The 15201-nt window shown below is 39.6% G+C and carries 16 protein-coding genes; 5 read left to right on the plus strand and 11 right to left on the minus strand.

Annotated elements, in window-relative coordinates; translation table 11 throughout:
* Nucleotides 1-311: 311 nt before the first annotated feature.
* A complete protein-coding gene (gene fadR, locus PCIT_RS05910; RefSeq protein WP_010362235.1) occupies nt 312-1025 on the minus strand; it encodes a fatty acid metabolism transcriptional regulator FadR in 714 nt (237 codons plus the stop codon).
* A gap of 182 nt (nt 1026-1207) precedes the next feature.
* Here fadR and dsbB point away from each other — a divergent pair, with 182 nt between their 5' ends.
* Both dsbB and PCIT_RS05920 read left to right on the plus strand, forming a co-directional pair.
* A complete protein-coding gene (gene dsbB, locus PCIT_RS05915) occupies nt 1208-1732 on the plus strand; it encodes a disulfide bond formation protein DsbB (protein WP_010362236.1) in 525 nt (174 codons plus the stop codon).
* The gene (locus PCIT_RS05920) at nt 1729-2046 is read left to right on the plus strand and encodes a hypothetical protein (RefSeq protein WP_010362237.1); all 318 of its coding nucleotides are present in this window, start codon (nt 1729-1731) and stop codon (nt 2044-2046) included. The genes dsbB and PCIT_RS05920 overlap by 4 nt, the downstream gene beginning before the upstream one ends.
* Nucleotides 2047-2068: 22 nt before the next feature.
* Here PCIT_RS05920 and PCIT_RS05925 read toward each other — a convergent pair whose 3' ends face one another.
* On the minus strand, nt 2069-2380 hold the full coding sequence (locus PCIT_RS05925) for a ComEA family DNA-binding protein (RefSeq protein WP_010362238.1): 312 nt from the start codon (nt 2378-2380) through the stop codon (nt 2069-2071).
* Between the two features lie 276 nt (nt 2381-2656).
* Here PCIT_RS05925 and PCIT_RS05930 point away from each other — a divergent pair, with 276 nt between their 5' ends.
* Nucleotides 2657-2962, plus strand: coding sequence for a YebG family protein (locus tag PCIT_RS05930; protein WP_010362239.1), 306 nt, complete (start codon nt 2657-2659; stop codon nt 2960-2962).
* Nucleotides 2963-3003: 41 nt separating this feature from the next.
* On the opposite strand, the gene PCIT_RS05935 is transcribed toward PCIT_RS05930, so the two are convergent.
* The 4 genes from PCIT_RS05935 to PCIT_RS05950 all read right to left on the minus strand — a co-directional run bounded on the left by PCIT_RS05935 (nt 3004) and on the right by PCIT_RS05950 (nt 7138).
* Nucleotides 3004-4194, minus strand: a complete 1191-nt coding sequence (locus PCIT_RS05935) for an amino acid aminotransferase (protein WP_010362240.1) — start codon at nt 4192-4194, stop codon at nt 3004-3006.
* 128 nt (nt 4195-4322) lie between these two features.
* Nucleotides 4323-4985, minus strand: coding sequence for a histidine kinase (locus PCIT_RS05940; protein ID WP_010362241.1), 663 nt, complete (start codon nt 4983-4985; stop codon nt 4323-4325).
* Nucleotides 4986-5161: 176 nt separating this feature from the next.
* Nucleotides 5162-6808 carry an ATP-binding SpoIIE family protein phosphatase gene (locus PCIT_RS05945; protein WP_010362242.1) on the minus strand — a complete coding sequence of 549 codons (1647 nt, stop codon included), beginning with the start codon at nt 6806-6808 and terminating at the stop codon, nt 5162-5164.
* Between the two features lie 24 nt (nt 6809-6832).
* Nucleotides 6833-7138, minus strand: coding sequence for an STAS domain-containing protein (locus tag PCIT_RS05950; protein ID WP_010362243.1), 306 nt, complete (start codon nt 7136-7138; stop codon nt 6833-6835).
* A gap of 213 nt (nt 7139-7351) precedes the next feature.
* Here PCIT_RS05950 and PCIT_RS05955 point away from each other — a divergent pair, with 213 nt between their 5' ends.
* Nucleotides 7352-7681, plus strand: a complete 330-nt coding sequence (locus tag PCIT_RS05955; RefSeq protein ID WP_010362244.1) for an SUI1 family translation initiation factor — start codon at nt 7352-7354, stop codon at nt 7679-7681.
* Between the two features lie 3 nt (nt 7682-7684).
* On the opposite strand, the gene PCIT_RS05960 is transcribed toward PCIT_RS05955, so the two are convergent.
* Nucleotides 7685-10669, minus strand: coding sequence for a bifunctional diguanylate cyclase/phosphodiesterase (locus PCIT_RS05960; RefSeq protein WP_010362245.1), 2985 nt, complete (start codon nt 10667-10669; stop codon nt 7685-7687).
* A gap of 342 nt (nt 10670-11011) precedes the next feature.
* On the opposite strand from PCIT_RS05960, the gene PCIT_RS05965 reads away from it, so the two are divergent.
* Nucleotides 11012-12166, plus strand: a complete 1155-nt coding sequence (locus PCIT_RS05965; protein WP_010362246.1) for a chorismate mutase — start codon at nt 11012-11014, stop codon at nt 12164-12166.
* A gap of 41 nt (nt 12167-12207) precedes the next feature.
* Here the strand turns inward: PCIT_RS05965 and tyrA are convergent, their stop codons facing one another.
* The 4 genes from tyrA to rimM form a co-directional block, all read right to left on the minus strand.
* Nucleotides 12208-13341 (minus strand): bifunctional chorismate mutase/prephenate dehydrogenase, encoded by a 1134-nt coding sequence (gene tyrA / locus PCIT_RS05970; RefSeq protein WP_010362247.1) that lies wholly within the window; start codon nt 13339-13341, stop codon nt 12208-12210.
* A gap of 164 nt (nt 13342-13505) precedes the next feature.
* Entirely contained in the window at nt 13506-13865 is a 360-nt protein-coding gene (rplS, locus tag PCIT_RS05975) for a 50S ribosomal protein L19 (protein ID WP_010362248.1), read from the minus strand.
* 33 nt (nt 13866-13898) lie between these two features.
* Nucleotides 13899-14666 carry a tRNA (guanosine(37)-N1)-methyltransferase TrmD gene (gene trmD / locus PCIT_RS05980; protein WP_010362249.1) on the minus strand — a complete coding sequence of 256 codons (768 nt, stop codon included), beginning with the start codon at nt 14664-14666 and terminating at the stop codon, nt 13899-13901.
* The gene (gene rimM / locus PCIT_RS05985; RefSeq protein WP_010362250.1) at nt 14666-15199 is read right to left on the minus strand and encodes a ribosome maturation factor RimM; all 534 of its coding nucleotides are present in this window, start codon (nt 15197-15199) and stop codon (nt 14666-14668) included. The genes trmD and rimM overlap by 1 nt, the downstream gene beginning before the upstream one ends.
* Nucleotides 15200-15201: the final 2 nt, after the last annotated feature.

The raw sequence follows: 15201 nt of genomic DNA on the forward strand, positions 1-15201 counted from the left end.
TAACGATAGGTGCAATCGATTTTTATGAATGTACTTTGTCTAACCCACTCTCTGTTAATTAACCTCAGGTTTGGAGAAGGGTTTTGGAATAGAAAATGTTTTGAAAACAAACTTACGTACAATCCAATGATGATATTTTACTCAATATCAAGGCGCTTTCATTTGTAATAGCGGGCTATTACAAATGAAAGCAACGCCGAGAGTGAGAAAAATAGCTTTATTGGGCAAATTCGCTTATCCAGAGCTGAGGTTAATTACAGTCGCAGATACAAAAAAGCCTCGCGGTGCGAGGCTTTCAAATCAAACAGTAATTAGTCCATTATATTTGCGGGCATATCGCCGCGTAATTGTAGCCAAATCTCACCACTTTGATGACCATACTTTCGCACCAATGAGATAGCGCCATCATGATCTTTATTTTCGGCCAATACCGTTAAATCTTTATAAAACTGACGCGCTAATTCACGAGTGCGTGCATCTGAGAAGTAATGTCCACCAATTTTAGAATACAGCCCTTTGAAACCATTCAGTACTAATACATAAATGTGATTGTTTCCAGCGGCAGCCAACTGATGATGAACGCGATAGTCATATTCAGCGAATGCATCTGCAGAGTCTTCTAATTCATCGCTCTTAGACAAAATTTCTATAACTTGCTCAGGATTAACTTTAATAGCTGCACGCGTATATATCGCGCTAATATTTGTGCGAGCAGACAACAACTGATCTGTCAGCTCTGGCATTTTATCTTCGTCAAGACGGGCTAATGTCTCAAGGATATTCAGACCAGACGTTTCCCAAAAGTTATTAACGCGTGTCGGTTTGCCATGCTGAATAGTTAACCAGCCGTCTCTCGCTAGACGCTGTAATACTTCACGTAACGTAGTTCGCGTAACACCAATTAACTCAGATAATTCACGTTCTGCAGGCAAGATAGAACCCGGTGGAAATTCACCGTTCCAAATTGATTCGACAATATATTCCTCAGCAAATCCTGCTGGGCTTTTGGCTTTGAAAATTCTCATCTAACACCACTTCGTTAAACATGCGACTGCATCATTTTGATAAGCCACTGATTGTACCAGATGCCTGCTAACTAACAAGCAAAGATCTCTAAACCAGCTTATTCATGTGTAGATTTATCTGACAACGGTTGCAGTGCTTACCTCTCATGACACATAATATATAAAAAATAATAGGAAGAATTATGAATTGGATGGCAAATTTACCCTACTCTCGTAAAGCTTGGGGGTTGCTTGCACTGAGTGCTTTTATATTTGAAGCTGTCGCCTTGTTTTTTCAATATAATATGGGGTTAGAGCCATGTATTATGTGTATTTATCAAAGAACTGCGATGTTGGGCCTTTTATTCGCAGGCGTCATTGGCTTTGCCGGGCCAAATAACCTACTAGTTAGAAGTACTGGATTAATATGTTGGGGGATCGCCAGTATCTGGGGTTGGCTCATTGCGCGTGAACATACGTATATGCAGATAACCACAGATCCTTTTGCATTTACTTGTGACATAGTACCGAACTTCCCAGCTTTTTTACCGTTACATGAGTGGCTCCCTGCTTTTTTTGCCGCAACGGGTGATTGTGGAAATATTGATTGGGAATTTTTAACTTTGAGCATGCCTAATTGGATGGAAGTGATCTTTGCTTTTTATAGTCTCAGTTTTATTGGCGTGATGGTTTGTCACCTTGTGTCACACAAAGGGCAAAAATCATGATTGCATGGAAACTTAGTCAAATCGCTGCACTCACCCCATACAAGCTAAGAGAAAAACAGCAGATCTTAGCATTGGCTATTGCTGAGCTGTCAGCCACACAAAAAGTATCTTTAAGAGTCGCAAAACTATGTGTATTGATCCCCTTTTTTATCATGTTTGCCTATATTAAAGGCTGGATACTCATTCCCTTATTACTCGTAGCTGGGCTTCTCTATCCTCTTTTAACATCACCTATTGATATCTGGTTTGCTAAACCACACCTTGAAAAAGCAATCAGAGCATTCAAAGAACAAAATACAACACAAGCCAGCTAAGGCTTGTGTTGTAAGTCATCTATTAAAAGGTAACTTTACCTTCTAATTTACCTATAATCCCCTGTCCTATCCCTTTAACTTGACTCAGTGATGCTAAATCAAAAAAATTGCCATGTTTGGTTCGATAGTCAATAATTGCCTGTGCCTTTTTCTTACCAATACCAGGTAACACGGCAAGCTCTTCTAAATGTGCTAAGTTAATATTAATGGCCCTAGCATGTTCAATATTATCTGTTTGTGATGTTGGTGTAAGAAGTGATGGTACTTTTTCTGCTGTAAAACTAGATGTACAAAAGAATAGAGAAGTGACCAGTAACATACTTTTGATATGCATATTTCCCTCCTGGAAATTATCATATGATGTAATTAGGAGCGACGCTCCTAATGTCGAGTAACCTAATATCTTTAGGTTTATTAAATAAAGTTCTTGGTCAAAGGTTTGTCAAATTAAAAACACAGAAAAAACACTAACATACTGTATATAAACAAATTTATTATAAGAATTGATTCTGTGCTGTCATATTATTAACGTTAAAACTATGATAATCTGCTTGCAAGTTACAATTTAAAATATTACTGTATAAAAAAACAGTGTTACGCAGGAGTGATCATGGCTGTTGTTATTAAGTATGTTGTAGAAAGAAATGGAGTCGAGCGCATGACCTTTACCAGTAAAAAAGAGGCTGATGCTTACGATAAAATGTTGGACGTCGCTGAATCACTTGAGCAAATGCTTAGTAAAGTAGATGTGCCGTTGAGCGAGCAACAAGTTGAATCTTTAGCACTCGAAATCGCCAAGCAAAAAGATGAATTCTTATCCGTACTTAAAGGCGCTAAACCCGACACGCCAAAAAAAGTAAAAAAAGCAGATACTGATGACACTGATGAAAAAGTAACAAAGATTAATCAGGCATAAAAAAACCGCTCATAGAGCGGTTTTTTTATGCCTAATGCTGGTTATTTTAAAACGTCAGCAATCGCATTTGAGAAATAATCTATATTTGCTTGGCTAACGCCAGCAACATTTACGCGGCTTGAGCCTACGATATAAATGGCATAGTCTTTTTGCAGGCGATCTATTTGCTCTTTATTGATACCAAGGAATGAAAACATCCCATTTTGTTGATCAATAAATGAGAAGTCCTGAGCAACACCCTTTTCTGCCAAGCTATTCTTAATCAGGCTACGTAATCCATTAATACGTGTGCGCATTTCATCTAACTCATCATGCCAAAGTTGAGTCAACTCTGTACTGCTTAGGATGGTATTAACAATATCAGCACCATGTGCTGGCGGCATTGAGTAAATACTACGGACAACACTCAATAATACTGAGTTTGATACATCTGCCGTCGCGCTATTATTAGAAATCAATGAACATGCACCAATACGTTCACGGTAAAGGCCAAAGTTCTTCGAACAAGAAGAGCAAATCAACATTTCTTCGACTGTGTCAGCCAATAAGCGTAAACCTTTTGCATCTTCATCTAAACTGCTACCAAAACCTTGATACGCAATATCTACCAGTGGCGTAAAACCAACTTCTTTTGCAAGATCAGCAACAACTTTCCACTGCGCTTCATTTAAATCCATACCACTTGGGTTATGACAACACGCGTGTATTAAAACAACATCCCCTTTTGGTACTTGTTTTAATGTATCGATCATTTCATCAAACAATAAACCCTTATTTTCATAATCATAATAAGGATATTCTTTTACTGTCAGGCCTGCTGCTTCGAATAAGCTAATATGATTAGCCCATGTAGGTGTTGTAACCCAAACAGTTGCATCTGTATTACAACGCTTTATAAACTCAGCAGCCACACGGAGTGCACCTGTACCACCTGGAGTTTGTGCTGTACGTACACGGTTTGCTAATAACGCTTTGTGCTCACCAAGAAGCAATGACTCCATTTTCTGACAAAAGTCTAAGTTACCTGCAAGGCCAATATAAGATTTCGTTGTTTCGTTTTCTAATCTAAATGCTTCCGCTTTTTTTACTGCTTTTAAAACTGGAGTATTACCTTGCTCGTCTTTATAAACACCTACGCCCAAGTCAATTTTATTCGGGTTTGTATCTTGCTTGTATGCAGCCATAAGACCAAGGATCGGATCTGTCGGTAAAGGTTTCAATGTTGAGAACATAGGTTATCTCTTTTATTAGTGTAATCTCAGCATAAAGCTAATTGGCATAACAGCTTATATGCACTGAATAAACGGGGTTAAAACTGGCTTTATAGTAACATAAATTGTCTATAACAATAGTCTAGCCCTCACGGTAAATAATGAGGAATTCTAATGCATGCCGCAATTAGTATTGCTAAAGTTTCCGCTGTAAAAAAATCATTCCGAAACGCTTCTGCATCAATAATTCCAATACATTGCATTTGTTCATTATAAAGTGGTAAGCAGCTTTCAGACTGTACTTTTGGATCGCATGTATAATACTCACCGCCATTTGCTACGTAATTTTGTACATTGTTAATAACACGGCCTAAGCCGCTCATGACAACTTGTACATTATTGCTGGTTGCAGCAAAAGTATCATTGACTGGAAACAGCGGCCGGCTAGGTGCACCACAATAAGCCAGCTTTAATAGCTGTAGCCCATCTTTTGTCGTAATATTTTGATAGATCCCAAACCAATCTACATGCGTTTTTTGCTCAATATAATAGACAATACTTTGTAATTGGCTTAGACGCTGACAGTTGTCTTCAGAACGCGCTAAATAGCTATCTAATTCAAACGGAGTCTCTTGCAGATGCCCAAATAAACTACATGCTCCACCTTCCCCTAATTCTGGGATCATAAACGACCAAACCGCTTCCTGTTTATTCGCTGTCTCAGCGATAAAACGATCCAGTTCAGACAATGCCTCTTCAATTTGAAAAACGTTGATATCCACGTTAGCACGAGTTAGGTATTTTGAAATCATTTAGCCATCTACACATCTATAAGTATATTTGGAGATTAACATGAAAATACTTTTTTGCAAATGTTCTGTTTCCCCTACCGAGGGGAGTAAAACGCTCAAAACTAGCTACTGAAAGTAATCAAATCGGAGAAAGTGGACATAAGTTACGAATAATGGAATGCAGATTGTAAGAAAAGTTATTGTAATGAATACACCATCTCTACTTCATTACCAGCATGGTTATACCTGATACTGTGTGCAATTTCAGTAAGTAAACTTAAACCCCTGCCATGTTCTCGTGATAGTTCAGTACCATGGCTTTGCTTATTGCGAAAACCATTACCGGAGTCACATATAGAAAAATAAAGGCATAAGGAATCAGGACAGTATCGTGCTGAAATGATAATTAAAGCATCATTAAGGTTGGTAAGTGCTTGCTCTCTTAATTGGTAAAACTCAAAAAAACCATCTTCTTGGTTTTTAATTTCAGAATCGAGACCCAGTACGCCATGATCGAGTGAATTGTTATACGCCTCTGACAGCAGCAAAAATATGTTAGAGCGATGTTCATTGATCCCTTCGACCTGACTTAAAACATCGACCAATTCTAGAATAGGATCGGTGCCTTTCATCTGATTTGCATTAAGGCTCATGGAAAAGTTAAATGGTAAACTTGAATATATCGGTTCTTCTAGTCGGTGCGCTTCACTAGCAATACAGTTAATAATTGCAATACTCAAATCATCTTGCTGCTCACCATGTTCTGAAAACGTATGAACCTTGTCGATTATATCTGATGTCGTTATTAACGCAGTGCTAGATAACATTTTTTTTAATAACTCTTCACCAAACATCTCACCTTGCTGGCTTTCAGTTTCAATTATCCCATCGGTGGCCATCACAAGCCGTTGATCTGGTTTTACTTCAAGATGGATTAAATTTCTTTCAAATTCGTCTTCATCTAAAATACCCAACGCCATGTGTTGCGACTCTAACGTTCTAAGTAATTTACCTTGTTGATCTATTAGATAGCAATCAGGAAGGCCGCCGAGCCAAGCTGAAATACTTTTTCCTGATTCACTCAGTTCCACAATAGCCGCGGCGCAAAACATATGGCCAGGTAATAAGCTATATAAGACATTATTTAACTCGAAGGCAATATCATTGACAGCCATTCCCTTATTAACCATGGTATAAAAAACTCTAGAAGCGGGCAATGCGCCAACAGCTGCTGCCAAACCATGACCTGTGAAATCTCCTAATAAGCAATAAAAGCCACCCATCGGACTTTTTGCCATTAAAAACATGTCACCATTAAACATCGACGCTGGAGATAAATGAAAATCACAATGTTGCGGGAACTTATTCTGTTGTGATAGCGCATTGCTGAATATATGCTCAACTATTTCATGTTCACGCTCAGTTTGATTGTAGTGATATTCAAGCTGCTTTTTTTGTAAATGGGCTTCTTGGCTCAGTTTTCTGGTGCGGGCATGCGCTTTAATCTTTGCCGATAATATTATTCTATCAAAAGGCTTATGAATAAAATCATCACCCCCTACGGCTAAACATTTTTCAAAGCTTGCATGGTCCTCTAATGCCGTGATAAATATCACGGGTAAATACACATCTCCAGCCAACTGCTTTATCTTTGGTGCGGCTTCAAAGCCATCCATCACTGGCATCATCACATCTAACAAAACAATATCTATATCTGTACTTTGCAATACATCCAGTGCCTGAACCCCATCATTCGCAACCTCTACATGATAGCTCTGCTGCTCGAGCATTGCTTTGAGTAAAGTACAGTTCAGGGGTTGGTCATCGACAACAAGAATACGCACAGGCTAAGGCCTTTTAGTAGTAAGTTAATCGATATCAAACTTTTTGTCGAAGCGCGATATTTGCAATATTTTCTTTAACTGCGGGCGGCAATTGCTAATATGGATACTACCAATTGAGTCCCCCAAAGTTTTTTTCATATTAAGTAACATACCTAGCGCAGAACTGTCCATATAGTCGGTTTCACGTAAATCAATGACTACTTTTTCAGTCTGTTCCCCCACCTCTGCATACGCTTGGCGAAATGACTGTACTAAATTAAAATCGAACTTTCCCCTGATTTGAATGGTCAATGTTTTCCCATCCGCTGAAGCATTCTTGCTCAAACTCATCTTAAGCTCCTAATATGGTTTGAATTTGTTATCCGTGCACTGATTTAAATATAACGCTTTTACATTTTTTCGCCAAAAATTAACGTTATCAAATGTAATTTATTTTTATACCCCCTCTTTTTAATCGCTCTATAACGTAAAATAAGCTTGGTATCAGGCAGTAAAATATCTAAAATAACGTGTTAATAGGACAAAAAATAAAAGTGGGATAAAATGTCAGATAACCGCTTGGTATACTCTACCGACATAGGCCGCATCAACACCGATGAGGCAAAGCCGCAAGCGCAAGCCAAACTATTTAAAGACGGTGCAGTGCGGATTGAAAAGCAAACAAAAGGCCGAAAAGGGAAAGGTGTCATGCTCGTTGTTGGCATAGATCCTCAAGAACATGACCTTAAAAAATTAGCTAAAACACTAAAAAGTAAAATGGGTCAAGGCGGTGCGCTAAAAGACAATATCATTGAAGTACAAGGTGATGACCGTACTAAGCTTAAGTTAATACTGGAATCACTTAACTTTAAAGTAAAAATTGCCGGCGGTTAATTACTAATTACCGGCACTATCTTGTAATTGAGAACGAAAGATTTCAATTTCATGCTCAGGTAAAGGTGGACTATAGTAATAGCCTTGAACTATGTAGCAATTATTGCGCTTCAAAAATGCCACCTGTTCTTTTGTTTCAACCCCTTCAGCAACAACTTGTAGGTTAAGTTTTTGAGCCATTGCTATTATCGCCGCTGTGATCTCCATATCATTTGAATCAGCTGGTATATCTTTTACAAATGATCTATCCACCTTTAGGCTATCTACAGGAAAACGCTTAAGGTAGCTTAACGAAGAGTAACCGGTGCCAAAATCATCAATCGACAAACCCACACCGAGATCTTTCATCTGATGTAATTGAGCAATGGCAGCTTCAACATCTCCCATTAACATGCTTTCCGTCAATTCCAAATGGAGTTTTTCAGCCGGCATTTGGGTTTTTTGTAACACATCAGAGATTTCATCAATTAAATGAGCGTCTTTGAACTGTCGAGCAGACAGATTAATAGACATGTTACCTGAGCGGCCTTGACGTTGTAGCCGCATCGAAAATAAACATGCTTCTTCCAATACCCACGCACCTAACTCCACAATTAAGCCGGTTGCCTCTGCAATTGGAATAAACTTCGTTGGTGGGATCATGCCTTTTTCAGGATGTTTCCATCGGATCAATGCCTCATAACCGACAATTTTTAATGTTTGGCAATCAACCTGAGGCTGATAAAACAAGGTAAATTGTTTTGCTTTTATTGCCTGCCTTAACTCATTTTCAATGTATAAACGTTCATTAGCGGCCGCATCAAGCTCCTGGGAATAAAAATGAAATGTATTACGGCCTTTGGCTTTGGCCTCATACATAGCTAAATCAGCATGTTTTAATAATTGCTCTTCTTCTTTACTATCAAATGGCGCCATGGTGATACCAATACTGGCACTGACAATTACTTCGTTATTGCCTAGCTTAATTGGTTTATTCAACGTGCGTTGAATAATATGCGCCACTTCCATCGCATTTTCACGCTTTTCAATCCCACTTAAAAGCACAGCAAATTCATCACCACCGAGCCGTGCGATAGTGTCTTCAGATCTTAACCGCAACTTGAGTCGATCAGCGACCTCGACTAACAGCCGATCACCAGCATCATGCCCTAACGTGTCATTAATGCGTTTAAATTCATCTAAATCAAAATAAAACAAGGCAAATGCATAATGTCCACGTTCAGCCAACGCCATTGATTTTCGCAGCTGCATTCTAAAGAAGGTCCTATTAGCCAAACCTGTTAATGTATCAAAATACGCTAACTCTTCCATTTTGCGCTGACTTTCTTTCACAAAGGAAATATCTTGCGCCGACGCCACATAACTAGAAATTTGCCCTCCGTCTTCTCTAATCGGGGAAATACTGAGGCTAACCCAAATCGGTTTTGGATCAGAACCAGCTAACATGGTATCGCCACGCCAGTAATTCCTACTGCGTAAATCTATATCAATGTCATCAACCACAATCGCCATATCTTTAGAAATAATGCTCAATAAAGGGGCACTCAAAAAGTGACTTTCTTCAAAGCCGGTCATTTCTAACATTTTCGGATTTACATATTCAATTTGAAAATGTTCATTGGTGATAACCACCGCAGTGCCCGAAAAGGATACTGCCTTTGACAGCCTATTTGCCGCTTTTTCTGCAATTTCTTTTTCTGTGATACGTTGATTTAAGCCTGTAACCAACTTTTTTATTTCTTCACTCATATCGTTAAATGAAGCGTTGAGTTGCCCTATTTCATCTTTACTACTGGGCATTGACGGCATATCCCATTGCCCTCGACCAAATCCAACTACTGCATTTACCAACAAGTTTATCCGCCCTAAAACCAACTGATACAACACTTGATGTAATAAAAGAGCAACAAATAATGCATAAAGTAAAAATAAACCAAAGAACTTAACTTTTAATTCTTCCAATGCAGACAATGCAGAGTCACGCTTTTTATAAACACCAATGTACCAATCGAGCTGTTTAAGCTGTTGGATATTAATAATGTGACCTTCACCCTCTAATGTAAATTCATCTTGAAACTCTGGTAATTTAACCAATAAAGCTGACTCGATAACAGTGTTCAATGCGGGTATTGAAATAGGCCTATCTGGTGAATCTGTACCTGATGCTCGCTGAGTGCCTAAATTAGGCGCTGCTATAATATGTCCTTGCTGATCAAATATCACAAACCCTTGTCGAGAGTCCGGGGCAGGCAAATGAGAGAGCAATGTCGTAAGCTCCAAATCAGTGCCTGTGAAGCCAACATACTGCTCATTATTGTAAAGTGGCACTAAAATACTTATCACCCACTTGTTCCAAACATTATCAAAATGTACTCGAGACCATATTGCCTCTCTCGTTGGGTTTAGCTCTTCTCTTAGTAACGGTAGAGCATGAGTACTGAACAATGCGTTATTTGGCGAGCTGTTCAACAAAATATTAGGCGGGGCTATTCTCACAAAATTTTCTTTAGTCACTAAATAGAAGTTAAAAAAATCTTGAAGTAAGGGTGGCGCAATAATGTTCCACAATGATTCTGACTGTGTAAATAAACGCCTATCATTTTGTGTTAAAGTAACACTCGATAAATAAGCGGCTGACAGGCCATTCTTTGAGGTGCTGCGGAACTCACCACTCCTTTCAGCTATTTGAGAAGTTAACTGTTCTGGTAACAGGGTCGGTTCGATAAACAATTGCTTGGCAACAACAATATTTGCTTGTTCAGCTAAACTCGTTTTCAAATTTAAGTACTGGCTGAACTGGTAAACCGCTTGGCTACTTACTCGTTTTAACTCTGAGTACTCTTCGTAAATCAGCTGCCTTTCTTCTGATTTAAGCATTAATGCAGCAGCAAAAACACCAGCAACTAAGCACACTGCTGATATCAACATTGATAGCTTCACACTGAGAGAGTTTGCACCAAACCTTGAAGGGGGCCGACGATTGACCACTTTTAAACCCTTATCATAATTATAATTTTTTTCATTAATCTAAAATTAATATAACAGATACAGATAACATAAGTCACGTTTGTATCACTAACTGACACTAAGAGCTATTTCGCTTAGCGAGCAATTATTCAAAATTATCACTTTAGAACTAATTTAAAGTGTGCTAATAATATATTTAATTTAATTTATTTATAACACAATATGACAATTTTGATTGCCCGCACTCCATATTTCTTTTTTGGCTTCTTCTTTAGGTGAAGAGGCTGAACTGTTTGCGTGTAACACAAATAGCTAAGCCTCCCAACTGGGAGGCTTTTTTTTGCATTGGGAATGAGAGGACCTATGACTGAAAACACATTAAATGCACTGCGTCGCGATATCAATGAAATTGATTCCGACCTAATGGTGCTACTTGCTAAGCGCCGTCGGATAAGCCACAGCGTATTAGAATACAAAATTACCAACAATAAACCGATCAGAGACGAAGAGCGAGAGCAAGTACTGCTAGAAAAGCTCATCAGCTATGGCAAGTCACTAGGCCTTGATGCATTTTATATTAATAGTGTTTTCCAAACGATCTTGGAAGACTCAGTATTAAATCAACAAGCTTTATTGCAAAAAAACCTTAACCCTGAGGCATTAGGCGATACTCATAGAGTTGCCTATTTAGGTGGCCAAGGCTCTTATAGCCAACTTGCGTGCCATAAATATTTTAGTCGTCGCCCAGGTAAAGTCGTTGAACTTGGCTGTCCAAGCTTTGACAAAATTACCGAACAGGTCGAACGTGGCCAAGCTGATTACGGTCTGCTTCCTATCGAAAATACCAGCTCTGGTAGTATCAACGAAGTTTTCGATTTGCTGCAGCATGCTCAGGTTTCTATCGTCGGTGAGGTAACGCAAACAGTAGAGCATTGTTTATTAACAAACCCTGGCACCGAATTAAAAGACATAAGTAAGATATTTGCACATCATCAGCCGTTTGCCCAATGTAGCCGTTTTTTACAGGGGCTTGGTGACATACAACACGAAACATGCGATTCAACATCCAGCGCACTGCAATCTGCACTAGAGACACCACAGAGTGCCGCAATTGCCTCAGCACAAGCTGGTAAAAATATTGGTTTAGAGGTCATCAAGACCGGTTTGGCAAATCAAGCTGAAAATCATAGTCGATTTATTGTTGTTGCACGGGAGTCATTACAGGTCTCTACGCAACTTCCTACCAAAATCAGTTTAATCATGGCAACAAAACAACAAGTCGGTTCTCTGGCTGACGCTTTGATGGTATTCAAGTGCCATAATATCAATATGGTTAAATTAGAATCAAGACCAGTACCAGGAAACCCTTGGGAAGAAGTATTCTACGTAGATTTATTAGCAAACACCGCCGAAAAACGAGTGCAACAAGCGATGGAGCAACTTAAAGAGCATACTCAATTTGTTAGAGTGTTGGGCTGCTATCAAAGTGAATCGTTACAAGCCGTTGATGTCTTATGATCTAACAAAGAAATAGCGCATTAGCGCTATTTCTCTTTCCTTTAGTCTAATACTTTTGCATCATTCGCTTTATTTAACAACCCTCGGCTTTGAGATAGGAACTGAGTTACACTGCAAGAAAAATACTCTTTTGCTTGTGCAAATGCCCCTATCAAAGCGTCTTTATCCCCTGCTTTCAATAATTCTAAGGTGCTGCTAAACGTATCCTGATAGCTTGCTAACAGCCCCTCAACATCATTATATTGTGCAAGCATTATGTCAGAATACAGTTCTGGTGATTGAGCAAACAATCTTCCCACCATCATCAGTTCAAGTTGGTAAATAGGCGAAGAACAACTTCGAAGCTCTTGTAAAGTGTGAGATTGCTTAGCTAAAAATTGACCATAAACAAACGTCGTCAAATGACGCATGACTTGAATAATTTGCATTGCTTGGTCATGTTTTTTAGCGTCGATATTGACTAACTGGCATCCCCAAATAGTTAATTGTTGCAATAGGCCTTGATAATCGCCTGTTCTTCTACCATCACATACAACCACCGTTTGCTTAACCCAATGAGATATATCTGGACCAAACATGGGATGCAACCCCACAACAGGACCTGAATGCTTATCCATTAACGTTTTTACAGGCCCCTGCTTTATCGAAGTAATATCGGCGAGAACGCAATCATCTGGTAAGGCCGGTAATTTTGCAACTACCTCTTCCAATGCATTAATAGGTACGCTGATCAGCACCAACTTTGCATCTGCTAGTATAGCTTCAGCTTGGCTAGACTGAGCTTTATCTAACACTCGCACTTCATAGCCAGAACGACGGAATTGTTTGGCAAACAACTGCCCCATAGCACCTTCACCACCTACAATAACAATAGGCGACAGTTCAGGGGCTACACAGGCTAATAAACTTTGTTGATTCTCATACGCTTCACGCATCATACGCCTGAGTATGTCTTCAATTAAATCGGGGTTAACACCACTTTCAAGCGCCTGTTCACGTCTCGCTGAAATCAACTCAGCCTCTCGTTCCGGTGCATGCAAAGGCGCCCCTGTTTGCTGCTTAACAATCCCAACTTGTTCTGTCAAAGCGCGGCGCTTCGCCAGTAATGCCACAAGTTCAGTATCACAAGCATCAATGCCTTGTCTTAATACATGTAAATCAATTCCATCAGCCATAGTGTAAACTTAAAATTACAGTGTAAAATATATAATACAGCCAGTCTAACAGGAACAAAGTGATGAGAAAAGGTATAAAATAATCAGTCACTAGAATATAGCGCACAAAACAAAACAGGCCACTCAAAGAGTGGCCTGTTTTTTCAGCGTGATAAACGCTCGTATTAATTAAGTTTTTCTTTAATACGTGCTGATTTACCTGAACGCTCGCGTAGGTAGTAAAGCTTAGCACGACGAACTGCACCGCGACGCTTAACTGTAACGCTATCGATAAGAGGGCTGTGCGTTTGGAATACACGCTCAACACCTTCACCGTTCGAGATCTTACGAACAGTGAAAGCTGAATGTAGACCGCGATTACGCTTAGCGATTACAACACCTTCAAAAGCCTGTAGACGCTCTTTGTTACCTTCTTTTACACGTACCTGTACAACTACTGTATCACCAGCGCCGAACACTGGTACGTCTTTTTTAAGCTGCTCTTCTTCAAGCGCTTTAATAATATTTTGGTTTACTTTTGCCATTATATTTCTCACATTCCTAGGTGTAACTGTCTTCTAGCCACAAGCTTCTTGGTACTCATGCTGAAATTCAGCGAGTAGTGCCGCTTGCTCCTCAGTCAGAGCTAGGTTACGCAACAAGTCTGGACGACGTAGCCAAGTTCTTCCCAATGACTGCTTTAAGCGCCATTTAGCAATTGCTTGGTGGTTTCCGCTGAGTAATACAGCAGGGACCTGTTTGTCATCCAATGTTTCTGGCCGAGTATAGTGAGGACAATCTAGCAACCCATCCGAGAATGAATCTTGCTCAGCTGACTGGTTGTGACCTAATACACCAGGCACTAATCGCGCTACAGCGTCAATTAATGTCATAGCAGGTAGTTCACCACCGCTGAGAATAAAATCGCCAATGGACCATTCTTCATCTACAAGAGATTCGATGATCCGTTCATCTATACCTTCATACCGACCAGCTACTAAAATCAATTTTTCAGATGCCGCTAACTGAGCAGCACCTTGTTGATCTAGTTTTCGCCCTTGAGGGGACATATAAATTACTTTAGCGCCTTCTCCAGCTGCAGATTTTGCAGCTAAAATAGCTTGCTGTAATGGTTGCACCATCATCAACATGCCAGGACCGCCACCATAAGGTCTGTCATCTACGGTTCTATGCTTATCAACTGCATAGTCTCGTGGATTCCAACAATTAAAATCGATTAAACCGTTTTTAACTGCACGCCCTGTAACACCTTGTTGGGTTATCGCATCAAACATTTCTGGGAACAGTGAAATCACTCCTACCCATAGTGGATTTTGCTGACTCATTAAAAGCCTGGATCCCAATCAACAGTAATTATTTTCTCTTCATGTTTAACCTCTTTAATAACTGAATCAGTTAAAAAAGGAATTAAACGTTCAGATTGACCAAATGCATCTTTTTTGTTTGCTTTCACAACCAAAACGTCATTTGAGCCTGTCTCCATCAAGTCATCAACAGTGCCTAGGTCATAACCTTTATCAGTTACAACCGACATGCCAATGAGATCTCGCCAATAAAACTCCCCAGAAGGGAGTTCCGGCAGTTGCGCTGAATCAACAGAAATTTCTGCATTGGTATACGCCATTGCTTCGTCTCTGTCGTTTACTTGCGCAAACTTGGCGATAAAGCCCTTGTTATGACGACGCCAGTCGCTCACTTCAAGGGTTTGCCATTTACCTTGTTGCCCTATTAACCATGGGCTGAAATCGAAGATCCCTTGGGGATCATCAGTAAATGAATGTACCTTAAGCCAGCCCTTAATTCCGTAAGGAGCACCAAGCTTACCTACTACAATAATCGAGGTGTTTTCTTGACTCATGG

The sequence above is a fragment of the Pseudoalteromonas citrea genome (assembly GCF_000238375.3).
Lineage (GTDB): Bacteria > Pseudomonadota > Gammaproteobacteria > Enterobacterales > Alteromonadaceae > Pseudoalteromonas > Pseudoalteromonas citrea.

Excerpts from the sequence above, each read along its gene's own strand:
- fadR (WP_010362235.1), bottom strand. The coding sequence starts at position 1,025 with ATGAGAATTTTCAAAGCCAAAAGCCCAGCAGGATTTGCTGAGGAATAT.
- PCIT_RS05940 (WP_010362241.1), bottom strand. The coding sequence starts at position 4,985 with ATGATTTCAAAATACCTAACTCGTGCTAACGTGGATATCAACGTTTTT.
- tyrA (WP_010362247.1), bottom strand. The coding sequence starts at position 13,341 with ATGGCTGATGGAATTGATTTACATGTATTAAGACAAGGCATTGATGCT.
- rplS (WP_010362248.1), bottom strand. The coding sequence starts at position 13,865 with ATGGCAAAAGTAAACCAAAATATTATTAAAGCGCTTGAAGAAGAGCAG.
- dsbB (WP_010362236.1), top strand. The coding sequence starts at position 1,208 with ATGAATTGGATGGCAAATTTACCCTACTCTCGTAAAGCTTGGGGGTTG.
- rimM (WP_010362250.1), bottom strand. The coding sequence starts at position 15,199 with ATGAGTCAAGAAAACACCTCGATTATTGTAGTAGGTAAGCTTGGTGCT.
- PCIT_RS05935 (WP_010362240.1), bottom strand. The coding sequence starts at position 4,194 with ATGTTCTCAACATTGAAACCTTTACCGACAGATCCGATCCTTGGTCTT.
- PCIT_RS05950 (WP_010362243.1), bottom strand. The coding sequence starts at position 7,138 with ATGAGTTTGAGCAAGAATGCTTCAGCGGATGGGAAAACATTGACCATT.
- trmD (WP_010362249.1), bottom strand. The coding sequence starts at position 14,666 with ATGAGTCAGCAAAATCCACTATGGGTAGGAGTGATTTCACTGTTCCCA.
- PCIT_RS05955 (WP_010362244.1), top strand. The coding sequence starts at position 7,352 with ATGTCAGATAACCGCTTGGTATACTCTACCGACATAGGCCGCATCAAC.
- PCIT_RS05925 (WP_010362238.1), bottom strand. The coding sequence starts at position 2,380 with ATGCATATCAAAAGTATGTTACTGGTCACTTCTCTATTCTTTTGTACA.
- PCIT_RS05930 (WP_010362239.1), top strand. The coding sequence starts at position 2,657 with ATGGCTGTTGTTATTAAGTATGTTGTAGAAAGAAATGGAGTCGAGCGC.
- PCIT_RS05920 (WP_010362237.1), top strand. The coding sequence starts at position 1,729 with ATGATTGCATGGAAACTTAGTCAAATCGCTGCACTCACCCCATACAAG.
- PCIT_RS05965 (WP_010362246.1), top strand. The coding sequence starts at position 11,012 with ATGACTGAAAACACATTAAATGCACTGCGTCGCGATATCAATGAAATT.